Source organism: Plantibacter sp. MDV22-iso1 (assembly GCF_058408345.1).
This window is the reverse complement of the sequence record NZ_JBZVDY010000002.1, coordinates 271,284-293,855: the sequence shown is the minus strand read 5'-3', so window position 1 is coordinate 293,855 and position 22,572 is coordinate 271,284. Positions and strand designations below refer to the sequence as shown.

20 protein-coding genes are annotated in these 22,572 nt (G+C 69.3%); 15 read left to right on the top strand and 5 right to left on the bottom strand.

Going from position 1 to position 22,572, the window contains the following annotated elements; genetic code table 11:
• Positions 1-99: 99 nt before the first annotated feature.
• Together xylB and xylA are read right to left on the bottom strand one after the other, a co-directional pair.
• Positions 100-1,533 (bottom strand): xylulokinase, encoded by a 1,434-nt coding sequence (gene xylB / locus AC4PMY_RS11980; protein ID WP_491622830.1) that lies wholly within the window; start codon positions 1,531-1,533, stop codon positions 100-102.
• A 129-nt stretch (positions 1,534-1,662) separates the two neighbouring features.
• Positions 1,663-2,853 carry a xylose isomerase gene (xylA, locus tag AC4PMY_RS11975; RefSeq protein WP_064295008.1) on the bottom strand — a complete coding sequence of 397 codons (1,191 nt, stop codon included), beginning with the start codon at positions 2,851-2,853 and terminating at the stop codon, positions 1,663-1,665.
• 186 nt (positions 2,854-3,039) lie between these two features.
• On the opposite strand from xylA, the gene AC4PMY_RS11970 reads away from it, so the two are divergent.
• From AC4PMY_RS11970 to AC4PMY_RS11940, 7 genes are all read left to right on the top strand, one after another.
• Complete coding sequence (locus tag AC4PMY_RS11970) at positions 3,040-4,086, top strand: LacI family DNA-binding transcriptional regulator (RefSeq protein WP_491622829.1); 1,047 nt, start codon at positions 3,040-3,042, stop codon at positions 4,084-4,086.
• A gap of 227 nt (positions 4,087-4,313) precedes the next feature.
• Positions 4,314-5,504, top strand: a complete 1,191-nt coding sequence (locus tag AC4PMY_RS11965) for a Gfo/Idh/MocA family protein (RefSeq protein ID WP_491622828.1) — start codon at positions 4,314-4,316, stop codon at positions 5,502-5,504.
• A 50-nt stretch (positions 5,505-5,554) separates the two neighbouring features.
• A complete protein-coding gene (locus tag AC4PMY_RS11960) occupies positions 5,555-6,865 on the top strand; it encodes an extracellular solute-binding protein (protein WP_491622827.1) in 1,311 nt (436 codons plus the stop codon).
• 7 nt (positions 6,866-6,872) lie between these two features.
• Positions 6,873-7,799, top strand: a complete 927-nt coding sequence (locus AC4PMY_RS11955; protein ID WP_071258845.1) for a carbohydrate ABC transporter permease — start codon at positions 6,873-6,875, stop codon at positions 7,797-7,799.
• A complete protein-coding gene (locus AC4PMY_RS11950; protein WP_079003217.1) occupies positions 7,799-8,752 on the top strand; it encodes a carbohydrate ABC transporter permease in 954 nt (317 codons plus the stop codon). Before AC4PMY_RS11955 ends, AC4PMY_RS11950 begins: the two co-directional genes overlap by 1 nt.
• Positions 8,753-8,801: 49 nt before the next feature.
• Complete coding sequence (locus AC4PMY_RS11945) at positions 8,802-9,497, top strand: ThuA domain-containing protein (RefSeq protein ID WP_064295003.1); 696 nt, start codon at positions 8,802-8,804, stop codon at positions 9,495-9,497.
• Complete coding sequence (locus AC4PMY_RS11940; protein WP_491622826.1) at positions 9,482-10,636, top strand: Gfo/Idh/MocA family protein; 1,155 nt, start codon at positions 9,482-9,484, stop codon at positions 10,634-10,636. The genes AC4PMY_RS11945 and AC4PMY_RS11940 overlap by 16 nt, the downstream gene beginning before the upstream one ends.
• On the opposite strand, the gene AC4PMY_RS11935 is transcribed toward AC4PMY_RS11940, so the two are convergent.
• Positions 10,633-11,151: a metallophosphoesterase family protein gene (locus AC4PMY_RS11935; protein ID WP_491622825.1), complete on the bottom strand. Its 519-nt coding sequence runs from the start codon at positions 11,149-11,151 to the stop codon at positions 10,633-10,635. The genes AC4PMY_RS11940 and AC4PMY_RS11935 overlap by 4 nt on opposite strands.
• Positions 11,152-11,283: 132 nt before the next feature.
• Between AC4PMY_RS11935 and AC4PMY_RS11930 the strand changes: the two genes are divergently transcribed.
• Positions 11,284-11,895: a hypothetical protein gene (locus AC4PMY_RS11930; protein ID WP_491622824.1), complete on the top strand. Its 612-nt coding sequence runs from the start codon at positions 11,284-11,286 to the stop codon at positions 11,893-11,895.
• A gap of 86 nt (positions 11,896-11,981) precedes the next feature.
• Here AC4PMY_RS11930 and AC4PMY_RS11925 read toward each other — a convergent pair whose 3' ends face one another.
• Complete coding sequence (locus AC4PMY_RS11925; RefSeq protein WP_491622823.1) at positions 11,982-12,455, bottom strand: GNAT family N-acetyltransferase; 474 nt, start codon at positions 12,453-12,455, stop codon at positions 11,982-11,984.
• A 90-nt stretch (positions 12,456-12,545) separates the two neighbouring features.
• Between AC4PMY_RS11925 and AC4PMY_RS11920 the strand changes: the two genes are divergently transcribed.
• A complete protein-coding gene (locus AC4PMY_RS11920) occupies positions 12,546-13,742 on the top strand; it encodes an ROK family protein (RefSeq protein ID WP_231884320.1) in 1,197 nt (398 codons plus the stop codon).
• A gap of 235 nt (positions 13,743-13,977) precedes the next feature.
• Here AC4PMY_RS11920 and AC4PMY_RS11915 read toward each other — a convergent pair whose 3' ends face one another.
• Positions 13,978-14,997 (bottom strand): LacI family DNA-binding transcriptional regulator, encoded by a 1,020-nt coding sequence (locus tag AC4PMY_RS11915; protein WP_064294998.1) that lies wholly within the window; start codon positions 14,995-14,997, stop codon positions 13,978-13,980.
• Between the two features lie 134 nt (positions 14,998-15,131).
• Here AC4PMY_RS11915 and AC4PMY_RS11910 point away from each other — a divergent pair, with 134 nt between their 5' ends.
• The 6 genes from AC4PMY_RS11910 to AC4PMY_RS11885 all read left to right on the top strand — a co-directional run bounded on the left by AC4PMY_RS11910 (position 15,132) and on the right by AC4PMY_RS11885 (position 22,484).
• Positions 15,132-16,151, top strand: a complete 1,020-nt coding sequence (locus tag AC4PMY_RS11910; RefSeq protein WP_121293787.1) for a serine hydrolase domain-containing protein — start codon at positions 15,132-15,134, stop codon at positions 16,149-16,151.
• 265 nt (positions 16,152-16,416) lie between these two features.
• Positions 16,417-16,557, top strand: a complete 141-nt coding sequence (locus AC4PMY_RS11905; protein WP_153303513.1) for a hypothetical protein — start codon at positions 16,417-16,419, stop codon at positions 16,555-16,557.
• Between the two features lie 107 nt (positions 16,558-16,664).
• Positions 16,665-17,777, top strand: coding sequence for a multiple monosaccharide ABC transporter substrate-binding protein (gene chvE / locus AC4PMY_RS11900; protein WP_064294996.1), 1,113 nt, complete (start codon positions 16,665-16,667; stop codon positions 17,775-17,777).
• A 137-nt stretch (positions 17,778-17,914) separates the two neighbouring features.
• Positions 17,915-19,423 (top strand): multiple monosaccharide ABC transporter ATP-binding protein, encoded by a 1,509-nt coding sequence (gene mmsA, locus AC4PMY_RS11895; protein WP_064295024.1) that lies wholly within the window; start codon positions 17,915-17,917, stop codon positions 19,421-19,423.
• Positions 19,424-19,455: 32 nt separating this feature from the next.
• Entirely contained in the window at positions 19,456-20,709 is a 1,254-nt protein-coding gene (gene mmsB / locus AC4PMY_RS11890; RefSeq protein WP_491622822.1) for a multiple monosaccharide ABC transporter permease, read from the top strand.
• A gap of 41 nt (positions 20,710-20,750) precedes the next feature.
• Positions 20,751-22,484 (top strand): hypothetical protein, encoded by a 1,734-nt coding sequence (locus tag AC4PMY_RS11885; protein ID WP_491622821.1) that lies wholly within the window; start codon positions 20,751-20,753, stop codon positions 22,482-22,484.
• Positions 22,485-22,572: the final 88 nt, after the last annotated feature.

The window sequence follows — 22,572 nt, the reverse complement described above, 5'->3', positions numbered from 1 at the left end:
GCCTCGCGGAAGATTCCGCGGTGGCCCTTCGACAGGCTCAGTGACCGGTGGATGTTCGCTCAGTGACCGGGAGGGGTCGGCTCGGCGACCGGTACCGGCTCAGGCTCGGGCGGCGTACTGCTCGCGGGCGATCCCGGAGGCGTCCGCAGCGACTGCGTCCGCCTGGTCGGCACCGTCGCCGGCTCCCACCACGGTCCACACCGGACGGGTCCCGCTGAGCGCCCAGGCCGCCTGCACCGCTGCGCCGTCGGCGACGTACTCCCCGGGTGCCGGTACGACGACCGGGACGTCGAAGACCTCGCGGGCGATCGCCTGCACCGCCGGGTTCTGCGCCGCTCCGCCGATGAGGAGGACCCGTTCCGCCGTGACGCCCTGCGCGAGCACCGCGTCGAGACCGTCGGCGAGTCCGCAGAGCAGCCCCTCGATCGCCGCCCGGGCGAGCCCCTCCCGCGTCGTCGACTCCAGGGTCATGCCGAAGAGGGTCGCCGTGGCGTCCGGCTGGTTCGGCGTGCGCTCACCCTCGAAGTACGGCTGGAGCACGAGACCGCGCGCTCCGGCCGGGGCCTCGAGCGCGAGTCGACCGAGTTCCGCGTGGTCGACGCCGAGTAGCGCGGCCACCGCGTCGAGGATCCGGGCGGCGTTGAGCGTCGCGATGAGCGGCAGGAACGCGCCGTCGGCGGAGGCGAACCCGGCGACGGTGCCCGAGCTGTCGCGGACCACGGCCGGCGTCACGGCGAACACCGTCCCGCTCGTCCCGATCGACACGACGACGTCGCCGGCCGTCGCCCCGAGCCCGAGGGCGGCTCCCGCGTTGTCACCGGCGCCCGCCCCGATGACGGTGTCCGGCCCGATGATGCCACCGTCGACACCGGTACCGGCCGACTCCTCCGGCGCGAGCACACGCGGGAGGATCGCATCGTGGCCGAGCGCTGCGACGAGCAGCTCGCGGTCGTACTCACCGTCGGCGGGCGACCAGTACCCGGTGCCGGAGGCGTCGGATCGGTCGGTCGTCAGTTCGGCGAGGTCCGCGCCGAGTGGGCTCTCGTCTGCCGGACCGAAGCCGCGCAGACGCCAGCTCAGCCAGTCGTGGGGGAGCGCGACGGCGGCGACCTCGGCGGCGTTCGCGGGTTCGGCATCGCGCAGCCAGCGCAGCTTCGTGATCGTGAAGGAGGCGACGGGGACGCACCCGGTCCGCTGGGCGAGTTCCGCAGCGCCGAACTCCGTGATGAGGTCCGTCGCGGCCTGCGCGCTCCGGGTGTCGTTCCAGAGGAGTGCCGGACGGATGACGCGTCCGTCGACGTCGAGCGCGACCATGCCGTGCTGCTGGGCCGCGACCGACACCGCGGCGACATCGGCCAATCCGCCTGCGGCGGAGGCCGCCTCCTGCAGCGCCTGCCACCACGCGGCCGGGTCGACCTCGGTGCCGGCCGGGTGCGCCGAACGACCTTCGCGGACGAGCGCTCCGGTCTCGGCGTCGCGGATGACGACCTTGCAGCTCTGGGTGGACGAATCGATGCCGGCGACGAGCGTCATCGCTCTCCCTGTTCTCGGTGGTGGGCGGTCGGGTGACCGCCGGGTCTGCTGTGGGGTGGAACGCGGAACGGCGTTCCGCCCCCGATCCTCTCGGATCAGGAGACGGAACGCCAGGTTCGCGGGTGTCGGCTAGCGCGCGCCCATGAGGTGGTCGACGGCCAGCTGCTGCAGGCGGACGAACCCGAAGCCCTTGCCGCCGAAGTAGGCGTCGGCGTCGAAGTCCTCGTACGACGAGCGGTCGGCGAGCAGCTGCTCGACGGTCTCGCCGGGGTTGAGCGTCGGCTCGCGCAGCTCGGGCACGCGGGCGGCGGCCAGCGCCTCCTGCACCTCGGGGTCGGCGCGGAACGCCTCGGCGCGCTCCTTGAGCAGCAGGTACATGCGCATGTTGGCGGCTGCGGAGTCCCACACGCCGGTGATGTCCTCGGTGCGGCTCGGCTTGTAGTCGAAGTGACGCGGGCCGTCGTACGCGGGGCCGCCGTTCACGCCACCGTGCTCGAGGAGGTCGACGAGCGAGAACGCGTTCTGCAGGTCGCCGTGACCGAAGACGAGGTCCTGGTCGTACTTGATGCCCCGCTGGCCGTTGAGGTCGATGTGGTAGAGCTTGCCCTGGTAGAGCGCCTGGGCGATGCCGGCGGTGAAGTTGAGGCCCGCCATCTGCTCGTGGCCGACCTCGGGGTTGATGCCGACGAGCTCCGGGCGCTCGAGGGTCTCGATGAACGCCATCGCGTGGCCGAGCGTCGGGAGCAGGATGTCGCCGCGGGGCTCGTTGGGCTTCGGCTCGATCGCGAAGCGGATGTCGTAGCCCTTGTCGGTGACGTAGTCGCCGAGGAAGTTGACGGCCTCGCGGTAGCGCTCGAGCGCCGCCTGCACGTCCTTCGCGGAGTCGTACTCGGCGCCCTCGCGGCCGCCCCACATGACGAAGGTCTTGGCGCCGAGCTCGGCGGCGAGGTCGAGGTTGCGGAGCACCTTGCGGAGGGCGAAGCGTCGGACGGCGCGGTCGTTGGAGGTGAAGCCGCCATCCTTGAACACGGGCGCGCTGAACAGGTTGGTGGTCACCATCGGCACGATGACGCCGGTGTCCGCGAGCGCCTGCTTGAGGCGGTCGATCTGCTTCTGGCGTTCGGCGTCGGTCGAGCCGAAGGCGAAGAGGTCGTCGTCGTGGAAGGTGAGACCGTAGGCGCCGAGGTCGTTCAGGCGGGTGACGGCCTCGACCACGTCGAGGTCGGGGCGGGTGGGGCCACCGAACGGGTCGGTCCCGTTGTAGCCGATCGTCCAGAGGCCGAAGGAGAACCGATCGGCTTTGGTGGGGGTGAGGCTCATGCGTGCAGTCCTTCAACGTCGTTGGTGAGTGGATGATTTGTTGTTAACCACAACTTATAGTCGAGAGTAGCAGATCGTCGGCCTCGCGTCACCGTCGAAGGTCGCGAAATATTTCGTTAGCATGGGCAGAACTTCTCGCTGGAGAGACGGCCGCCCGGCCCGACGGAGCGGGATCGGAGGACTCGGATGAGCGACGACCTCGCGGTGCAGACCGCTGGACCCGGTGCCGGTGGCGGGCGCGCGACCCTGTCGCGCATCGCCAGGGAGGCCTCCGTGTCGGTGTCGACCGCCTCGAAGGTGCTCAACGGGCGGCCGGGGGTGTCGCCGGACACCCGGGAGATCGTCGAACGGTTGCTGGACCGCCACGGGTACAGTCGCCGCGGTGCCGAGCTCGCGCAGGGCTCGCTCATCGAGCTCGTCTTCGAGTACATCGACAGCTCGTGGTCGCTCGAGATCATCCGCGGTGTCGAGAAGGTCGCGCGCCAGCACGGCATGAGCGTCACCCTCACCGAGACGGGCGCTCGGCGATCGACCGGCGAGGGTTGGGTCGAGAGCATCATCTCGCGGAAGCCCGTCGGGGTCATCCTCGTGTTCTCGGACATCGACCCGGCGTACCGGCGCCAGCTCCACACGCGCAACATCCCGGTCGTCGTGGTCGACCCGGCGGGGGACCCGGGGCCGGAGGTCGCCGCCATCGGCTCCACGAACTGGTCCGGTGGGATGGCCGCGACGCGCCACCTCATCGAGCTCGGACACCGCAGGATCGGCCTGATCTCGGGCCCGCAGGACCTCATGTGCTCGCGGGCGCGGGTCTCGGGCTACCGGTCCGCGCTCGAGGAGGCCGGGATCCCGCTCGACGAGACGATCCTGCGCCGCGGGGAGTTCATCCCGGAGGCCGGACGCGTCCTGGCGCTCGAACTGCTGCAACTCGAGGACCGACCGACCGCGATCTTCGCCGGCAACGACATGCAGGCATTCGGTGTCTACGAGGCGGCGCGCTCGCTCGGGATCTCGATCCCGGAGCAGCTGTCGGTCGTCGGGTACGACGACGTCCCGCCGGCCAAGTGGGTCGGCCCGGCTCTCACGACCATCCGGCAGCCGCTCATCGAGATGGCCGAGGAGGCGACCCGCCTGGTGCTGAAGCTCCGGTCCGAGACGGTCGACAACATCCGCCTCGACCTCGCCACCTCCCTCGTCGTCCGGGGTTCGACCGCTGCCCCGCCCACCCCCTAGCCCGCGAACTGTCACTCGCCGCTCGTCCCGGCGGTCGGGACTGTGCCGGAGCGACAGTTCGCGGGTAAGGGTGGGGATGGGCTGGTGGGCGATGGGTGCGAAAAGTTTCCAATGCGGGATAGGGAAGTTGCGGGCAGACAGGCGGCGGGGCTAGCTTCAGGGCACCGCAGCGAAGCGATCCGGAACCCCGGGGCCGCAGCTGCGCGAGCAGCTCGGGAGCGTTGCACATGGCGGGAAGCGGACGGCCGGAACTCCGGGTCGCGATGATCGGATACGGCTTCATGGGAGCCGCACACTCGCAGGCCTGGCGCACCGCACCGCGCTTCTTCGACCTCGACGCGGAACCGGTCATGGCGACGATCGTCGGCCGCAACGCCGAAGCGCTCGAAGCGGCCCGCGTGAAGTTCGGCTGGCAGTCGGCCTCGACCGACTGGCGGAGCGTCATCGCCGACCCGTCCATCGACATCGTCGACGTCTGCACCCCCGGCTCCTCGCACGTCGAGATCGCGATCGCCGCCCTCGAAGCCGGCAAGCACGTCCTCTGCGAGAAGCCGCTCGCCAACAGCGTCGAGGAGGCGGAGCTGATGGTCGCCGCGGCCGAGGCGGCGAGGGCCCGCGGCGTCCGCTCCATGGTCGGCTTCAGCTACCGTCGTGTGCCCGCCATCGGGTACGCCCGCCAGCTCATCGCGGAGGGCGCGCTCGGCGACGTCCGCCAGATCCGCGCGCTCTACCTCCAGGACTGGCTGAGCGACGCGGAGGGTCCGATGACGTGGCGCCTCGACAAGGACCAGGCCGGCTCCGGCTCGCTCGGTGACATCGGCGCGCACGCCATCGACCTCGTGCAGCACCTGACCGGCGCCCGACTCGACACCGTCAGCGGGACGCTCGCCACCTTCGTCACCGAGCGACCGCTCCTCGGTGAGACCATCGGCCTGAGCGGGACCGCCTCGGAGGAACGCGGCGCGGTCACCGTCGACGACGCCGCCTGGTTCACCGCGAAGCTCACGGGCGGACTCGCGGACGGCGCGATCGGTGCCTTCGAAGCGACCCGCTACGCGACCGGCCGGAAGAACGCGCTCCGCATCGAGCTGAGCGGATCGCGCGGAGCCATCGCCTTCGACCTCGAGCGGATGAACGAGCTCGAGGTGTACGACGCCACCGCTCCCGCCGGCAGGCAGGGCTTCACGCGCATCGTCGTCACCGAGCCGGAGCACCCGTACATGGCCGCCTGGTGGCCGACCGGCCACGGCATCGGCTACGAGCACCCGTTCTCGCACCAGGTGCGCGACCTCGTCCAGGCCATCACCGGCGGCACCGATCCCGAGCCGTCCTTCGCCGACGGGCTGCAGGTCCAGCGGGTCCTGCGCGCCGTCGAGTCGAGCGCCGCGAACGGCAGCGCCTGGACGCCCACCGACTGACCCGACCACATCGCACCATCAGCAGCAGCACCCACCAAGGAGAGAACGCAATGACGCTTCGTACTTCATCCCGCCGCCGGACCCGACTGGCCGCAGTCGCCCTCGGCGTCTCGGCCCTCATGCTCGGCGCGACCGCCTGCTCCAGCGGCGGCGGCGCCCCGAGCGGTAGTGCCTCCCTCTGGGGCCTCACCGGCACCGACGAGGACACCGTCCTCGGCCCGTCGCTCAAGGAGTGGAACGCCGCCAACGCCGACGGCCAGGTCGCCGCGACCTACTTCCAGAACGACGCTTACAAGACCAAGATCCGTACGGCCGTCGGCGCGGGCAGCGCCCCGACCATCATCTACAGCTGGGCGGGCGGCACCCTGAACTCCTATGTGGACGCCGGCAAGGTCGCCGACATCACCTCGGAGACCGCGGACGCGAAGGGCAAGTTCCTCGAGTCCGTCTGGAACCAGGGTGTCATCGACGACAAGGTCTACGCGGTGCCGATGAACGCCACCACGCCGATCATGTTCTACTACAACAAGGACGTCCTGAAGGCCGCCGGGGTCGAGGTCCCGACGAACTTCGACGAGATCGTCGACGCCATCCCCAAGCTCAAGGCCGCAGGCGTGGCCCCGTTCTCGCTCGCCGGTGCCTCCAAGTGGCCGTCGCTCATGTGGGAGGAGTACCTCGTCGACCGCGTCGCCGGACCCGAGGCCTTCAACAAGATCATGGCTGGCGAGGCCGACGCGTGGAGCGACCCCGGCATCATCGAGGCGAACGAGAAGATCCAGGAGCTCGTGAAGGCCGGCGCGTTCGTCGACGGCTACGCCTCGGTCACCGCCGACAGCAACGCCGACGTGGCCCTGCTCTACACGGGCAAGGCCGCGATGATGCTCCAGGGCGCCTGGGTCATGACGACCTTCAAGCAGCAGGCGGCCGAGTTCGCCGAGAAGGGGCTCGGTTACACGACCTTCCCCGCTGTCACCGGTGGCAAGGGCGACCCGTCGAACATCGTCGGCAACCCGTCCGGGTACTTCTCCATCTCCGCCTCGGCGACGAAGGAGCAGAAGGCCAGCGCGCTGAAGTACCTCACCGAGGGTGTGTTCGACAAGGGTTACATCGACCGCATGGTGAAGGCCGGCCAGGTGCCGCCCATCACCGACATCGACTCGGAGATCGCGGACGCCGGCGGCGACTTCGGCACGACCGTCTACGACCTGACGAAGAACGCCAAGAACTTCCAGATGTCGTGGGACCAGGCGCTCCCGCCGGCACAGGCGACCGCGCTGCTGACGAACCTCGACCAGCTGTTCAACCTGCAGATCACCCCGCAGGAGTTCTCCGACAACATGAACAAGACGATCGGACAGTGATCTCCCGATGACCGTCACCCGTCCATTGAACGGGGCCCGAGGGGCCGGTGCGGCAGCGATGCGCCGCCGCACCGGCCCCAGTGGCTGGATGGTCGCGCCGGCGCTGGGCTTCTTCCTCGTCTTCGCGATCATCCCGCTCATCGTCGCCCTGTACCTGAGCTTCACCCGCTGGGACGCGATCACCGACCCCGCGTGGGTCGGCCTCGACAACTGGGCTTCCGTCCTCGTCGACCCGGTCGCGATCGACGCGCTCGTCCTGACCCTCAAGGTCATCGTGATCTCCTGGATCGTCCAGACACCGATCAGCCTGCTGCTCGGGACCTGGACCGCCGGCAAGCAGCGCAACCGGGCCGTCCTCGGCGCGATCTTCTTCCTGCCACTCCTGCTGTCGTCGGCGGCGACGGCCATCGCGTTCAAGGCGATCCTCGACCCGAACTTCGGTCTGTCGGCGTCGCTCGGCATCCCGTTCCTCAAGCAGGACTGGCTCGGCAACCAGCAGCTCGTGCTCTTCGTCGTGATCTTCATCATCGCGTGGCAGTTCGTGCCCTTCCACACGCTCCTTTTCCAGGGTGGCGTGCGGCAGATCCCGGCGTCCCTCTACGAGGCGGCCGAGATCGACGGTGCGGGGACGGTCAAGCAGTTCTTCCACATCACGCTCCCGCAGCTGCGGTACACGCTCGTGACGTCGTCGACGCTCATGATCATCGGTTCGCTCACCTACTTCGACGTGATCTTCGTGCTCACCGGCGGTGTTCCGAGCGCCGGCACCCGCATCCTCCCGATCCTCATGTACGTGACGGGCTTCTCCGCGAGCCAGTTCGGGCAGGCGAGCGTCATGGCGATCATCCTGGCCGTCATCGGTCTCGCCATCGCCCTGCTGCTCACCAAGCTGAGCGGCTTCGCCAAGATGGACAGTCAGCAGGAGGGCCTCTGATGTCAGCGACCAACCCACTCACGAAGCCCGGTGCACTCCCGACCGGGAGCCTCGACACGGTCAGCGTCTCGACCGCCGGGTCCAAGCGCGGACGCCCGGGCGAGCACGAGACGCGAGGCAGGCGCCCCCGCGGTGCCCGCCGTAAGCCGAACATCATCGGCGGGATCGGCGCCTGGATCTGGCTGCTCATCATCGTGCTGCCGATCTACTACATCGTCATCACGAGCGTGCGCCCGCAGGCCGGCTTCTTCTCGAGCAACCAGCTCATCCCGCCCACCGACCCGACCCTCGACGGCTACGCGCTCGTCTTGCAGAGCGACTTCTTCCTGTACCTCGGCAACAGCGTCGTCATCACCGTCGCGAGCGTCGCCGTCACCGTGTTCGTCTGCCTCATGGCCGCGTACGCGATCGTGCGCACCAACTCCCGGTTCACGCGGGGAGCGTTCTCGTTCTTCCTGCTGGGCCTCGCGATCCCGCTGCAGGCGACGATCATCCCGCTGTTCTACATGCTCAGCAAGGCGGGACTCTACGACACCCTCCTGGCGCTGATCCTGCCGTCGATCGGCTTCGCGGTGCCCGTCACCGTGCTCATCCTGTCGAACTTCATCCGCGACATCCCCAAGGAGCTGTTCGAGTCGATGACCGTCGACGGCGCGTCGAGCTGGCGGACCCTCGTCTCGCTCGTCCTCCCGCTCGCCCGGCCGGCGATCGTCACCGTCGCGCTCTACAACGCGCTCAACGTGTGGAACGGCTTCCTGTTCCCGCTCGTGCTCACGCAGTCGCCGAGCAACCGGGTGCTGCCGTTGTCGCTGTGGACGTTCCAGGGCTCGTTCAGCGTGAACGTGCCGGCCGTGCTCGCCGCCGTGGTGCTGTCGACCCTGCCGATCTTCATCCTGTACCTGTTCGGCCGACGCCAGTTGATCAGTGGCATGACCGCCGGCTTCAGCAAGTAGTGCCGGTCGCGAGTCGACCGGAGACCGAACCACCCCCTGAGAGGAACACATGACTGACAAGCAGGCGCTCGTGGTGCGAGGCGGCTGGGACGGGCACATGCCCGTCGAGACGACCGCGGCCTTCATCCCCTTCCTGGAGGCGAACGGGTTCACCGTCCGCGTCGAGGACGGGACCACCGTCTACACGGACACCGACTACCTCGACACGGTCGACCTCATCGTGCAGATCAACACGATGAACACCATCGAGCCGGAGGAGTTCGCCGGCCTGCAACGCGCCGTCCTGAACGGGACGGGCATGGCCGGTTGGCACGGCGGGATCGCGGACTCGTACCGCAACAACGCCGACTACCTCCACATGATCGGTGGCCAGTTCGCGCATCACGCCGGCAAGGACCCGGCCGAGCGGACGGGGGAGCAGTCCGACAATTACATCCCCTACACCGTCCACATCACCGAGTACGGCCGGACGCACCCCATCACGGAGGGGATCGAGGACTTCGACCTCGTCACCGAGCAGTACTGGGTGTTGAGCGACGAGTACAACGACGTCCTCGCGACGACGACGCAGGAGGTGCGGCCCTGGGACGCGTGGAACCGTCCCGTCACGGCGCCCGCCATCTGGACCCGCCAGTGGGGGAAGGGCAGGATCTTCGTGTCCGCGCCCGGCCACCGCATCGAGATCGTCGAAGACCCGAACGTCCGCACCATCATCGAAAGGGGCCTGCTGTGGGCAGCACGCTGAACGGGTCATCGGAGAGCACGGGAGGGTCCGTCCTCCGGGTCGGCGTCATCGGCGTCGGCAACATCTCGAAGCAGTACTTCGCCGAGTTCCCGAAGCTCCCGAACCTCGAGCTCGTCGTCGTCGCGGACCTCGACCTCGCCCGCGCCGCGGAGGTCGCCGCCGAACAGGGCGTGCGGTCGTCGAGCGTCGACGAACTGCTCGCCGACCCCGAGGTCGACGTCGTCCTGAACCTCACCATCCCGGCCGCGCACGCCGAGGTCGCGCTCCGGGCCCTCGAGGCCGGCAAGCACGTCTACGGGGAGAAGCCCCTCGCGCTGTCGACCGCCGAGGCACGACCGGTGCTCGAGCTCGCGGCGGCGAAGGGCCTCCGCGTCGGCAGCGCGCCGGACACCGTCCTCGGGTCCGGGGTCCAGACGGCGCTCGCCGTGCTCGACAGCGGCGCCATCGGTCGGCCGATCGCCGCAGCCGTCGCCTGGAGCGCCCCGGGACACGAGCTGTGGCACCCGGCCCCCGCGTTCTACTACCAGCCGGGTGGCGGACCGCTCCTCGACATGGGGCCGTACTACCTGACGAGCCTCGTGTCGTTCTTCGGTCCCGTCGTGCGGGTGTCGGGCGCGGTCGCGCGGTCGGATCGTGAGCGGTCGGTCGCGACCGGAGCGCTGGCCGGGACGCCGATCCCGGTGCACGAGGAGGTCGACACGCACGTCACCGCGATCCTCGAGCACGCGAACGGGGTGGTCTCGACCGTGACGGTCTCGTTCGAGGTGTGGGCGAGCCGCGTGCCGCTCTTCGAGGTCTACGGGACGGGCGGGACGGTCGCCGTGCCCGACCCGAACCGGTTCTCGGACCCGGTGGAGATCGCGACGGCCGACGACCGCACCTGGCGTGCCGTCCCCGACAGCGCCGGCTTCGTCGACGCCGGGCGCGGGGTGGGCCTGTCGGACCTGGCCGAGGCGATCGAACAGGACAGACCGCATCGGGCATCGGGTGACCTCGCGTTCCACGTGTTGGAGATCATGGAGGCGATCATCGTCGCCGGTCGTGAGCACCGCGTCGTGGAACTGAGCAGCACCGTCGACCGTCCGGCACCCGTGGCCCGCGAACTGTCACTCCGGCACAGTTCCAGCCGCTCGGACTAGCGTCGAGTGACAGTTCGCGGGACCGGAAGCAGGCGGACGTCGGTGAGGGTGCCGTCGGTCACCCGCGCGGTCATCATCGTGCACTCCGGTTGACGACGGCGGTCCGTCGGCGACCCGGGGTTGAGCAGACGCAGGCCGGCGGGCGAGACCGAGTCCCACGGGATGTGGCTGTGTCCGAAGACCAGGACGTCGGTGTCGGGGAAGGCCTCGTCGGCCCGTCGCTCGCGACCGGTCGCCGCCCCCGTCTCGTGGACGACGGCGAACCGCAGTCCGTCGATCTCGAAGCGCGCGACCTCGGGAAGGCGCGCGCGGAGACCTGGGCCGTCGTTGTTGCCGAAGACACCGACGAGGCGGGCAGCTCGGGTCTCGAGGGCGTCGAGGGTCGCCTCGTCGACCCAGTCACCCGCGTGGACGACGACGTCTGCTGCGTCGACGGCGGCCCAGACCGCGTCGGGCAGGACCTTCGCCCGCTTCGGCAGGTGGGTGTCGGCGAGGAGGAGCAGCGAGGTCGGCATGTTCCCACGGAAGCGGATCGCGCCGACCTCGTCAACCGGGTGGTGCCCCCGCGCCTGTCCACCGGCACGGGGGCCGGGCCGTGGACCCCCGTTCACGGACACTCCCGCAGGAGGGGCGACTAGGGTGATCCCATGCCTGCAACCGACCTTCGTTTCTCCGGGAGGATCGCCGGCTACGGCACCATGGGTGGCGTCCGCATCGTCCTCGGGCTCTGGTCCACCTCGCCGTTCGGCTCGTTCGCCGACGCGATGATCGAGGACTCCCGCGGCAAACGCCTGCTGCTCGCGCCGACCCAGGAGATCGCCGACTTCATCTCCTCCACGTACACCTTCGACGACGTCGAGATCGGCACCGTCGGCTGGACCCGCCTACCGACGGGGCTCCGCTTCGTGGGCGGTCCGCTCGACACGACCCTCCGCATCGGCGGGAGCTCTCCGCTCGGTCGTGCGCTCCGGGTCGTCCCCAAACCCGTGGCCGTGAACCCGGTCTGGCTGCAGACGATCGACCCCCTCGCCCGCGTGCTCCAACCCGGCGCCCGGACGGCAGGCTCCGCCGGCAACGGTCGACGCGAGTACTACGGCGTGACCGGCGCCCGCCGCATCACCGCCGCCACCGCGAGCTGGTCCGGTGCCGACCTCGGCACCCTCGCCCGACTCGACCCGCCCGTGCGCTTCGGCTTCGGCTCCGCGCCGGCCGACCCGCACCTCGTCGACATCGTCACCACGGTCCGCCAGCCCGCGTGAGCTGGTCGGGCGTCGCGCTGCTCACCCGCTAGCCGGTGCCGGTGCCGGCGTCGCAGGAGGAGATCCGCGCGGTGGCAGGACGTCACTCAGCCGAACGTTTTGCTGCCGTGCCGATCTCCTGCTGTCGAGCCGCGGACCATCCAGACGTCGACCTCGTCCTCGCGTTCGAGCGTGAAGCCGTGGCGCTCGTAAAGGCGGCGGGCCGGGCTGCCCTGCAAGACGTTCAGGCGGAACGGGCGCGGATCACCGTCATCGGCCAGGAGCTGCGTGAGCACCGCGGTGCCGAGGCCCGCGCCCTGGTGTTCGGGCGCCAGATAGAAGTGCTCCACCCACCGCTCGCCGGGTTCCGGGCGGAGGGCGACCAGCCCGGCCGTGACGCCGTCGACCTCGATCACCGAGGTGTGTTCCGGTCGATATCCGCCGAGGAAGCGCTGACGCACACGGGTCTCGTCGTAGCGGCCGAGGCGCTCGAGGTCGGGTCGCATGACGACGGCACGCAATTCGGCCATCCAGGTCGAGTCGTCGATGGTGGCGGGGCGGAGTGTCCAGGCGGCGGGCATCCGTCCAGTCAACCATCCGCGGCCGGAGGCGGGTGAACCGGCGTGTGTTCGGATAGGGGACACTGGAGGGATCGAGCAGAGGGTGTGCGTGTGAGCGAGTCGACAGCGGTCGGGGCGGGTCCAGCGGGCGGATCCGGCATGGGGAGCGGACTCGACTCGGTGCGCCGTCGCAACCTCGGCCGGATCGTCGAGCTCGTGCATCAGGGCGGCGTGCAGTCGCGGTCGGCGCTCACGAGGACGACCGGGCTCAACCGGTCCACGGTCGCCGCGCTCGTCACGGAACTCGCCTCGATCGGTATCGTCACGGAGTCCGTCCCGGTCGGTGGGCAGGGTGTCGGCCGGCCGTCGCCACTCGTCTCAGCCGGCCCGCGAGCCGTCGCCTTCGCAGCGAACCCGGAACTCGACGCGATCACGGTGGCGGCCGTGCGACTCGGCGGCGAGGTCCTCGAGCGCGTGCGTCGCGAGGTCGACACGACACCGACGGCGGCCGAGGCGACGGCGATCATCGCGCAACTGGTCGCGGAACTCGCCGACCGCCTGCCCGAAGAAGCTCGCGGCGGCGGTGGGATCGGGCTGGCGGTCCCCGGTCTCGTCCGGGACGCCGACGGGGTCGTCCGGCTCGCACCGCACCTCGGGTGGGTCGACGAGCCCTTGGTCGAACGGTTGCGTGCCGCGACCGGTCGTGCGGTGTTCGCGGCCAACGACGCGAGTCTCGGCGCCCGGGCGGAGCGGACCTTCGGGGCGGGCCGCGGTATCGACGACCTCGTCTACCTGAACGGTGGCGCGAGCGGTATCGGTGGTGGCATCATCGCCGGCGGCCGACCCGTCGGTGGTGCACGCGGCTACGCGGGGGAGTTCGGCCACACCTCGGCGACGACCGCCGGCAATGCGCTCGAAGACGCTGTGCGACGCAGCGAGCTCCTCCGTGTCGCCGGTCTCGCCGCCGGGGACGACGCGGTCCTCGAAGCGGCGCTCGCCGAGGGCATCGCGGCCGATCCGGCCGGGGCGATGCGGGAGGAGGTCGTCCGGCAGGCCAGGACGCTCGGACGGGCGCTCGCCGGGACGGTGAACATCCTCGACCCCGAACTCGTCGTCCTCGGTGGTCATCTCGGGATCGTGCTCGAGCTGGCCTCGGAGGAGTTGCACGACGCGGTCCGTGAGCGGGCGCTCGTCCCGCCGTTCGAGGACGTCTCGATCGTTCGTGCGGAACTCGGCCAGGACCTCCTGCTCATCGGTGCCGCGGAACTCGCGTTCGATCGCCTCATCGCGGACCCCGCCGCCTGGTGATCCTCGCCCTGGGTGCTGTCGGCCTGATGGTCAGCGCGGTGCGCCGACGTGAGATGTGCTCACCCGGTGTCAGCGCGGTGCGCTGACGCGAGATCGCGCGAATCGGCGTGGGAGCGGGGCGTGGACCTGAGCGCGGGTCTCCAGAGGGGCGCGCTCACGCGTGTGACCCGCGCTCACGTCAGCGCACCGCGCTGGCACCACCACCACCACCACACCAGACGCGACCACGAAGGGGTCAGAAGGCCGGGCGACCCGTCGACTTCCGCACGATGAGCTCCGGCTCGATCGTGCCGCGGTAGCCGACGGCGTCGACCTCGAGGTTGCCGAGCAACCGCGCGACACAGCGACGCCCCAGCTCGTCGAAGTCCTGTCGCACCGTCGTGAGCGGCGGCCAGAAGTGGGGCGCTTCCGGGATGTCGTCGAACCCCACGATCGACACGTCGCGCGGCACGTCGTACCCCTCGTCGCGGATCGCGTGGATGAGGCCGAGCGCCATCTGGTCGTTCGACGAGAAGATCGCGGTGAAGTCGCGCACCCGCATGAGTTCGATCCCGGCGCGATAGCCGAAGTCGGCGGTCCAGTCACCGAGGATCGGCGCGGTCGTCGGCACGTCCTGCGCGCTCATCTCGGCGAGGAAGCCGTGCATGCGCGCCTCCGCCTCGATCCAGTCCTGCGGGCCGGCGAGATGGTAGATGTTCCGATGCCCGAGCTCGATGAGGTGCCGCGTCGCCAAGCGTCCACCGGCGACCTGGTCGACACCGATCGAGTGGTCGTCGAGGTCACCGCCGGACTGCACCGCGATGAACGGCACCCGTACCTGCAACTCCTCGATCGCCCGGAACACCCGGACCTGCGGGGCGATGACCACGATGCCGTCGACCGACTGCGCGAGCAGATGCTCGACGGCGGCGACGATCGACGCGTCGGAGACGTCGGGCAGGTTCGCCGTGCTGACGAGGTACCCGGCGTCCTTGCTCGCGTTCTCGATCGCCTGGATCATGCTCGCCGGACCGTACTGCGACCGCTGGCTCGCGAGCACGCCGATCGTCCGCGACCGACTCGTGACGAGCGCCCTGGCCGCCCGGTTCGGACGGTAGTTGACCTCGTCCATGACGGCGAGGACCCGGTCGCGGGTGGAGTCGCGGATGCTCGGGTGGTTGTTGAGCACTCGCGAGACCGTCTGGTGGGAGACCCCGGCCAGGCGCGCGACATCACGGATATTGGGGGCTCGCCCCCGTTCGGCGTCGTCGCTCACGGATTCCTCGGACCTCGATGTGCACGGTCACATTTCGTGCTGCACCCATTATGCACACGCCTCAGGCCCCCGACGGATCGGGTCCCCCAGGGTGCGTGGAGCCACGGAGGGGTCCGCGACGGTACCGTTGGGGGATGGATACCGAAAGCGTCGCCCGCGTCATCGAAGCCACCGACTTCTCGGGCGTCGTGCTCGTCAAGCGCGGTGACGAGACGCTCTTCGAGGCCGCCCGAGGCCTCGCCTCGAGGGAGCGCGACGAACCCATCACGCTCGACACCCGCTTCGACACGGCCTCCATCACGAAGCTCTTCACCGCCGCCGCCGTGCTCCAGCAGGTGGACGCCGGACACATCGACCTCGACGAGTCGATCCACGAGTACGTCGACCTCGACGGCACGACCATCCGCCGCGACGTCCAGCTGCTCCACCTGCTCACCCACACCTCGGGCATCGCCGACGACGCCGACGAGACCGCCGGCGAGAGCTACGACGATCTCTGGGCGGAGCGCCCGGCCTCGTCGATCCGCGAGACCGCCGACCTCCTGCCGCTCTTCGCCGACAAGGAGCCGCTCGCGGCCCCCGGCGAGGAGGCGAACTACGTCAACGCGGGCTACGTGCTGCTCGGGCTCGCGCTCGAGGGGGTGACGGGGCTGCCCTACCGCCAGCTCGTCGAGCAGCAGGTGTTCGCGCTCCTCGGCATGGACCACTCGGGCTTCGTGGACCGCCGGACGGGCGAGCCCGGTCTGGCCGAGGGCGGCGACGTCGACGACGACGGCGTCTGGCACTCGAACGCCGACGCGTTCCCGCCGCTCGGCGGCCCGGACGCCGGTGCGCAGTCCACCGCGGCCGACCTCATCACCTTCCTCCGCGCCGCCCGCGACGCGAAGATCCTCACCGCCGAGCTGACCGAGGAGTTCACCTCCCCGCAGGTCGAGGTCGACGAGGAGATCTCCTACGGCTTCGGTTTCGAGTTCGACGTCGACGAGGACGGCCAGGTGCGATCGATGTACCTCGACGGTGTCAACCCCGGTGCGAGCGGCATCGTGCGCACCTACTTCGGCCCGACCGCCGCCGACGCCATCGACGTCGTCGTGCTGTCGAACTCCGAGGACGGCGCCTGGGACGTCATCCGCGCGATCGACGCCGAACTCTAGGCGTCCACTGGGATCTGCCGGGCACATCCCCGGTTTCCGGCGATGCCGATCGGGGCGTAGCTGCGCCCCCGGCACGTGCTTGCACGGGCACGCTGAGAGCGCGACCATGCCCCGGCAATCGCTGGTTATGAAAATGAGACCCATCCCGACTTGACATCAGGTGGAGGTCTGGGGCTATCGTGTGACACACAATGTGAACGGTCACATTCGGAGTGACGAGGAAGTCGACGTGGGAACGAAGCGCAATGGAGCGAGCAGGTCGGCGATGAGCCGCCTCCCGATCCACGGCACCGATCGATCCGACCACAGCTCCCTCTCGGCCCGGCTCTCCGCCGGCCACCTCTCCCTGCACCCTCGCCGGCACCACGACGAGGCGCCCGCACCCGCACCCGCGAACGCCACGTAACCGACGAGCGGCCTCGATGAGCTGGACACATCGGAGCCGACAGACCTGCGCATGACAATGACGTCCAAGCAACTCCCTAGGGAAGGAACCACACAGTGAAGAAGAGAATGCTCCTCGCCACGCTGGCCGCAGGCACGATGATCGTGTCGCTCGCCGGCTGCTCCGGCGGCGCAAGCGGCGGATCGGGCGGCGGCGAAGGCGACGGCAAGCTCGTCGGCGTCGCGATGCCCACCAAGAGCTCCGAGCGCTGGATCCAGGACGGCAACGCCGTCAAGGAGCAGCTGGAGAAGGAGGGCTTCAAGGTCGACCTGCAGTACGCCGAGGACGACATCCCGACCCAGGTCTCGCAGATCGAGAACATGATCACCAAGGGCGCCTCCGTCCTGATCATCGCCTCGATCGACGGCACCACGCTCACGAGCGTGCTGCAGGAGGCCAAGGACGGCGACATCCCCGTCATCGCCTACGACCGCCTGATCCGCGACAGCGAGAACGTCGACTACTACGCGTCGTTCGACAACTACAAGGTCGGCGTGCAGCAGGCCAACTCGGTCCTCAACGGCCTCGGCCTCGTCGACCTCGAGGGCAAGCCCACCGAGGGCGCACCCGCCGGTCCGTTCAACATCGAGATGTTCGCCGGCTCGCCCGACGACAACAACGCCACGTTCTTCTGGGACGGCGCTCAGGACACCCTGAAGCCGTTCATCGACGCGGGCACCCTCAAGGTCGCCAGCGGCCAGACCTCCTTCGAGCAGGCTGCAACGCTCCGTTGGGACGGTGAGACCGCGCAGAAGCGCATGGAGAACATCCTCACGTCGACCTACTCCGACGGCAGCAAGGTCAACGCGGTCCTGTCGCCCTACGACGGCATCTCGCGAGGCATCATCTCGGCGCTGACCGACGCCGGCTACTCGGTGGGCGACGGCTGGCCCGTCATCTCCGGCCAGGACGCCGAGCTCGACTCGGTCAAGGCCATCGAGTCCGGCGAGCAGTACGCGACCATCTTCAAGGACACCCGCCAGCTGGCGAGCGAAGCCGTCAAGATGGCCGTCGCCGTGCTGAACGGTGAGAAGCCCGAGGTCAACAACACCGAGGACTACGACAACGGCAAGAAGGTCGTCCCGTCCTTCCTCCTCGAGTCGCAGATCGTCGTCAAGGACAACATCCAGGAGGTCCTCGTGGACTCCGGGTACTGGACCGAAGACGAGATCAAGGGCTAGTCAGTCCTGCAACACCCCTTTCGACAGGCTCAGGGAACGGAATCACTTCCGATCCCTGAGCCTGTCGGAGGGCCCGGTTCAACGACGATCACCTGTAAGGAGACACGGTGTCAGGCGAGACCACGAGCATCCTCGAGATGCGCAACATCATCAAGACCTTCCCCGGCGTCAAGGCCCTCTCGAACGTCACGCTCGATGTGCAGCGCGGTACCGTGCACGCCATCTGCGGTGAGAACGGCGCCGGCAAGTCGACGCTCATGAAGGTGTTGTCCGGCGTCTACCCGTTCGGCACCTACGAGGGCGACATCGTCTTCGAGGGCGAGACGATGGAGTTCAAGGACATCCGCGACTCGGAGTCCAAGGGCATCGTCATCATCCACCAGGAGCTGGCCCTCAGCCCCTACCTCTCCATCGCGGAGAACATCTTCCTCAACAACGAGCTGAAGGGGCCGCTCGGCCTCATCGACTGGAACCGCACCAACCAGGAGGCGGCAGCACTGCTCGCCCGGGTCGGACTGCGGGAGAACCCGACGACCAAGATCCTCGAGATCGGCGTCGGCAAGCAGCAGCTCGTCGAGATCGCCAAGGCCCTCTCGAAGCGCGTGAAGCTCCTCATCCTCGACGAGCCGACCGCAGCGCTGAACGACGAGGACTCCGACCACCTGCTCGACCTGATCCTGCACCTCAAGGAGCAGGGCATCACGTCGATCATCATCAGCCACAAGCTCAACGAGATCAAGAAGGTCGCCGACACCGTCACCGTCATCCGCGACGGCAAGACCATCGAGACGATCGTGAAGAACGACGTCACCGAAGAGCGCATCATCAAGGACATGGTCGGCCGCGACCTCGAGCACCGCTACCCGGACCACACGCCGAACATCGGCGAGGAGATCCTGCGCGTCGAGGACTGGACCGCCCACCACCCGCAGGACCCGACCCGCGTGATGGTGGACGCCGTCAACCTCAACGTCCGCGCCGGTGAGATCGTCGGCATCGCCGGCCTCATGGGCGCCGGCCGCACCGAGTTCGCGATGAGCCTGTTCGGTCAGTCCTACGGCAGTCGGATCAGCGGCAAGGTGTTCAAGAACGGCACCGAGATCCGCACCCGCACGGTGTCCGAGGCGATCGACAACGGCCTCGCCTACGCCACCGAGGACCGCAAGTACTACGGCCTCAACCTCATCGAGGACATCAAGCGGAACATCTCGATGGCCTCGCTGAAGAAGCTCGAACGCGGCGGACTCGTCAACGACAACGAGGAGTACAAGGTCGCCGAGGAGTACCGGAAGAGCATGAACATCAAGGCTCCGAACGTGCTCGCGAAGACCGGGAAGCTCTCGGGCGGCAACCAGCAGAAGGTCGTCCTCTCGAAGTGGATCTACTCCGACCCCGACGTCCTCATCCTCGATGAGCCCACCCGTGGGATCGACGTCGGCGCGAAGTACGAGATCTACACGATCATCAACCGCCTCGCCGCCGAGGGGAAGGGCGTCATCGTCATCTCCTCCGAGCTCCCCGAGCTCATCGGCATCTGCGACCGCATCTACGCCCTCAGCGAGGGCCGCATCACCGGCGAACTGCCGATCGAGGAAGCGAACCCCGAAGCGCTCCTCAAGCTCATGACCATGGAGAAGCCCCGCTGACGCGGGCGCGGACGGATCGAAGGAGAACCGCAATGTCCGATCTGGACACCAAACCCACCGTCCCGGCAGGCGACGGTACCGCCGCCGGCGGCCTCGTCAACCCGGCCACCAACCGCTTCACGAGCTGGCTGACCCACATCCTCAGCGACCTCGGCAAGAACGGCATCTTCATCGCCCTCCTGCTCGTCGTCGTGTTCTTCGCCGTCATCACCGACGGCATCCTGCTGCGGCCGCAGAACATCTCCAACCTGATCGTGCAGAACGGGTACATCCTCGTCCTCGCGATCGGCATGGTGATGGTCATCATCGCCGGCCACATCGACCTGTCGGTCGGTTCCGTCGCGGCCTTCGTCGGTGCGGTCTCCGGGGTGTTCGCGGTGCAGATGCAGATGCCGTGGTGGATCGCCGTCATCCTGTCGCTCGCCATCGGCGCGCTCGTCGGTGTCTGGCAGGGATTCTGGATCGCCTACGTCGGGATCCCGGCGTTCATCGTGACGCTGGCCGGCATGCTCATCTTCCGCGGCCTCGCGCTCGTGGTCCTCGGCAACGCCAACATCGGTTCCTTCCCGGCGGAGTACCGCGCGCTCGGCAACGGCTTCCTGAACGACGTGTTCGGTGACTTCCCGATCGACCCGCTCACGCTCGGGATCGGCGTCATCGCCGTCGTCGGCCTCGTCGTGCAGCAGGTCCGCACGCGCCTCGGCCGTCAGAAGTACGGCCAGGAGACCGAGCCGTTCCCGTGGTTCGTCGCCAAGCTCGTCCTCATCACCGCGGGCATCGGCTTCTTCGTGTACGCCCTCGCCGCGTACAAGGGCATCCCGGTCACGCTCATCGTGCTGGCCGTCCTCGTGCTCGTCTACGGCATCGTCATGAACCGCTCGGTCTTCGGCCGCCACATCTACGCGATCGGTGGCAACCGTCACGCCGCGGAGCTGTCCGGCATCAAGACCCGCAAGGTCGACTTCTTCCTGTTCGTCAACATGGGCTTCCTCGCGGCGCTCGCGGGCCTCATCTTCACGGCCCGCCTGAACCTCGCCGGTCCGAAGGCCGGTGACGGCTTCGAGCTCGAGGCGATCTCCGCCGCCTTCATCGGTGGAGCCGCGGTGCAGGGTGGTGTCGGTACCATCGGCGGCGCGATCATCGGTGGTCTCATCATCGGTGTGCTGAACAACGGTATGTCGATCATCGGCCTCGGCATCGAGTGGCAGCAGGCCGTCAAGGGTCTCGTGCTGCTGCTGGCCGTCGCGTTCGACGTCTACAACAAGCGCCGCAGCGGCGGACGCTGATCCCGAGGTCCGCGACCGCGGAACCCGGATCGATCCGACGCATGGACATCCACCACGGAGGCGAGAGCACCGGCGACCTGGCCGGTGCTCTCGCCTCCGTGCGTGGTGGCGAGGCGACCGCCCCGCCCGAGTCCTCGTGGGCCATGCCGGCGCTCGCCGTCCTGCGGGACGGCACGCCGCTGCTGGAGGTGCCCTTCGGCACGGTGCACGCCGTGCTCGGCCCGGTCTCCGCGCTCCGGCGCCTGATCGCGCGGTTGTCCGGGACGGCTCCCGTCCCGCGCGGCGTGACCAGGTCGTCCGGTTCCGAGACGGTGCTCGTCGCCGGTCGACCGGCGAGGTTGTCGTCCCGGGCCGCATCGAGCGCCTCCGGGGTGGCCGTCGTGACGGCCGGGCAGGCCATCAGCTGGTCGCAGACCATCGGCGAGAACGTGCTGCTCGGTTCCGAGCGTGCCGCGGGCCTGCGGGAGACGGTCATGCGGCTCCTCCGAGGACCGTCCGCCGACCGGACGTCCGTGGGGCAGAGCGATGCCGCGCGGATCCACCGCGCTCTGCGTGTCGTCGGGCTCGACCGGTCACCCGCGGACCCCGCCGGTGCCCTGTCGGTCGTGGAGCGTCGGCTCGTGGAGCTGGCCAGGGCGGTCGCCGCGGAGGCCTCGCTCATCGTGATCGACGACAGCGGACCCGCGCTTCGAGCGGACGAGGTCGAGCGCTGGCGGCAGGCGACGGTCGAGGTGGCCCGAGTTCCTCGAGCCGCCGGCCCAGCACCCGGCGTCCTGCTCGCGACCGGGGCCGTCACCGGGCTGGCGGGCGTCGCATCGACCGCGACCGTGCTGGCCGTCGGCGGTGCCCACTCGCCCTCGATCCGACTGACTCCCGACAGCGGTGAACGCGAGGTGCTCGAAGCCATGGCCGATGGTGCGCTCGCCCTCGACGCCGCAGGTCCGGCCGGGGCCCGCTCGTGGACATCGGGCACCGCGACGGTTCCCACGGATCGGGTGTCGGGCACCGGCCTCGCCGTCGAACACTGGACCGCGAGCCACCCCGCGGACCCCGAGCGGACCGTCGTCGACGACCTGTCCTTCGCCTGTACACCGGGGGAGGTGCTCGGGCTGTTCGGTCCGCCCGACTCCGGTGCCGGGGAAGTGCTGCTGAGCGTCTTCGGTCGGTCGTACGGTGCGCGGACCCGTGGTTCGGTGGCGCTCGACGGTGCGGCGGTCGACGTCTCGACGACGGACCTGGCGCGCGCCGCGGGGGTGCTCTACACGACCGAGCATCCGATCCGCTTCGACCTCTCCTTCCTCGGTGGAGTGCCGTCGAGCGTCTCCCCGGACGCCCTCACGAGGATGGTCAGGCTCGGTGTGGCCGACGCGCGCCGCGACTACCGGGCGACCACCGTGCCGAGCGGCCTGGTCGCCGCCTTCCCCGGCGTGCACCGCGGGCCGGACGCCGACCAGTTCACCGAGTCGCTCCGGATCATCGCGGACACGGGGGCCCGCGCCGTGCTGCTCGCCGAACCGTTCGGTGCGACGGGCGCCCCCGGCTCCGAGGGCGGACGTCGGCGGGCTGAGCGGTGCGCGCTGATCCGATCGCTCGCGGCGTCCGGCCGGGCGGTCGTCGTCTCGAGCGAGGACCCGGCGGCGCTCGCGGCCGTCTGCGACCGGGTCGTCGCCGTCCGCGCGGGCCGGATCGTGGGGACCGTGGGCGCGGTCGGCGTCGCGGATGACGAGCGTCTCGACGCACGCGCCGTCATCGAGACGATGGGCGGTCTCGCATGAGTCGAGATCGCAGGAGTCGAGATCGCCTCGTCCCGTCCGTGGCCACGGCAATATACAACGTTGTACACTGGAGTGCGGCCCAGCCCTG

What these genes read in the sequence shown, in the direction of transcription:
- AC4PMY_RS11905 (WP_153303513.1), top strand. Translation starts at nt 16,417, where the DNA reads ATGAGCCGCCTCCCGATCCACGGCACCGATCGATCCGACCACAGCTCC.
- AC4PMY_RS11925 (WP_491622823.1), bottom strand. Translation starts at nt 12,455, where the DNA reads ATGCCCGCCGCCTGGACACTCCGCCCCGCCACCATCGACGACTCGACC.
- xylA (WP_064295008.1), bottom strand. Translation starts at nt 2,853, where the DNA reads ATGAGCCTCACCCCCACCAAAGCCGATCGGTTCTCCTTCGGCCTCTGG.
- AC4PMY_RS11950 (WP_079003217.1), top strand. Translation starts at nt 7,799, where the DNA reads ATGTCAGCGACCAACCCACTCACGAAGCCCGGTGCACTCCCGACCGGG.
- chvE (WP_064294996.1), top strand. Translation starts at nt 16,665, where the DNA reads ATGCTCCTCGCCACGCTGGCCGCAGGCACGATGATCGTGTCGCTCGCC.
- xylB (WP_491622830.1), bottom strand. Translation starts at nt 1,533, where the DNA reads ATGACGCTCGTCGCCGGCATCGATTCGTCCACCCAGAGCTGCAAGGTC.
- AC4PMY_RS11945 (WP_064295003.1), top strand. Translation starts at nt 8,802, where the DNA reads ATGACTGACAAGCAGGCGCTCGTGGTGCGAGGCGGCTGGGACGGGCAC.
- AC4PMY_RS11960 (WP_491622827.1), top strand. Translation starts at nt 5,555, where the DNA reads ATGACGCTTCGTACTTCATCCCGCCGCCGGACCCGACTGGCCGCAGTC.
- AC4PMY_RS11970 (WP_491622829.1), top strand. Translation starts at nt 3,040, where the DNA reads ATGAGCGACGACCTCGCGGTGCAGACCGCTGGACCCGGTGCCGGTGGC.
- mmsA (WP_064295024.1), top strand. Translation starts at nt 17,915, where the DNA reads ATGCGCAACATCATCAAGACCTTCCCCGGCGTCAAGGCCCTCTCGAAC.
- AC4PMY_RS11885 (WP_491622821.1), top strand. Translation starts at nt 20,751, where the DNA reads ATGGACATCCACCACGGAGGCGAGAGCACCGGCGACCTGGCCGGTGCT.
- mmsB (WP_491622822.1), top strand. Translation starts at nt 19,456, where the DNA reads ATGTCCGATCTGGACACCAAACCCACCGTCCCGGCAGGCGACGGTACC.
- AC4PMY_RS11955 (WP_071258845.1), top strand. Translation starts at nt 6,873, where the DNA reads ATGACCGTCACCCGTCCATTGAACGGGGCCCGAGGGGCCGGTGCGGCA.
- AC4PMY_RS11910 (WP_121293787.1), top strand. Translation starts at nt 15,132, where the DNA reads ATGGATACCGAAAGCGTCGCCCGCGTCATCGAAGCCACCGACTTCTCG.
- AC4PMY_RS11935 (WP_491622825.1), bottom strand. Translation starts at nt 11,151, where the DNA reads ATGCCGACCTCGCTGCTCCTCCTCGCCGACACCCACCTGCCGAAGCGG.
- AC4PMY_RS11930 (WP_491622824.1), top strand. Translation starts at nt 11,284, where the DNA reads ATGCCTGCAACCGACCTTCGTTTCTCCGGGAGGATCGCCGGCTACGGC.
- AC4PMY_RS11965 (WP_491622828.1), top strand. Translation starts at nt 4,314, where the DNA reads ATGGCGGGAAGCGGACGGCCGGAACTCCGGGTCGCGATGATCGGATAC.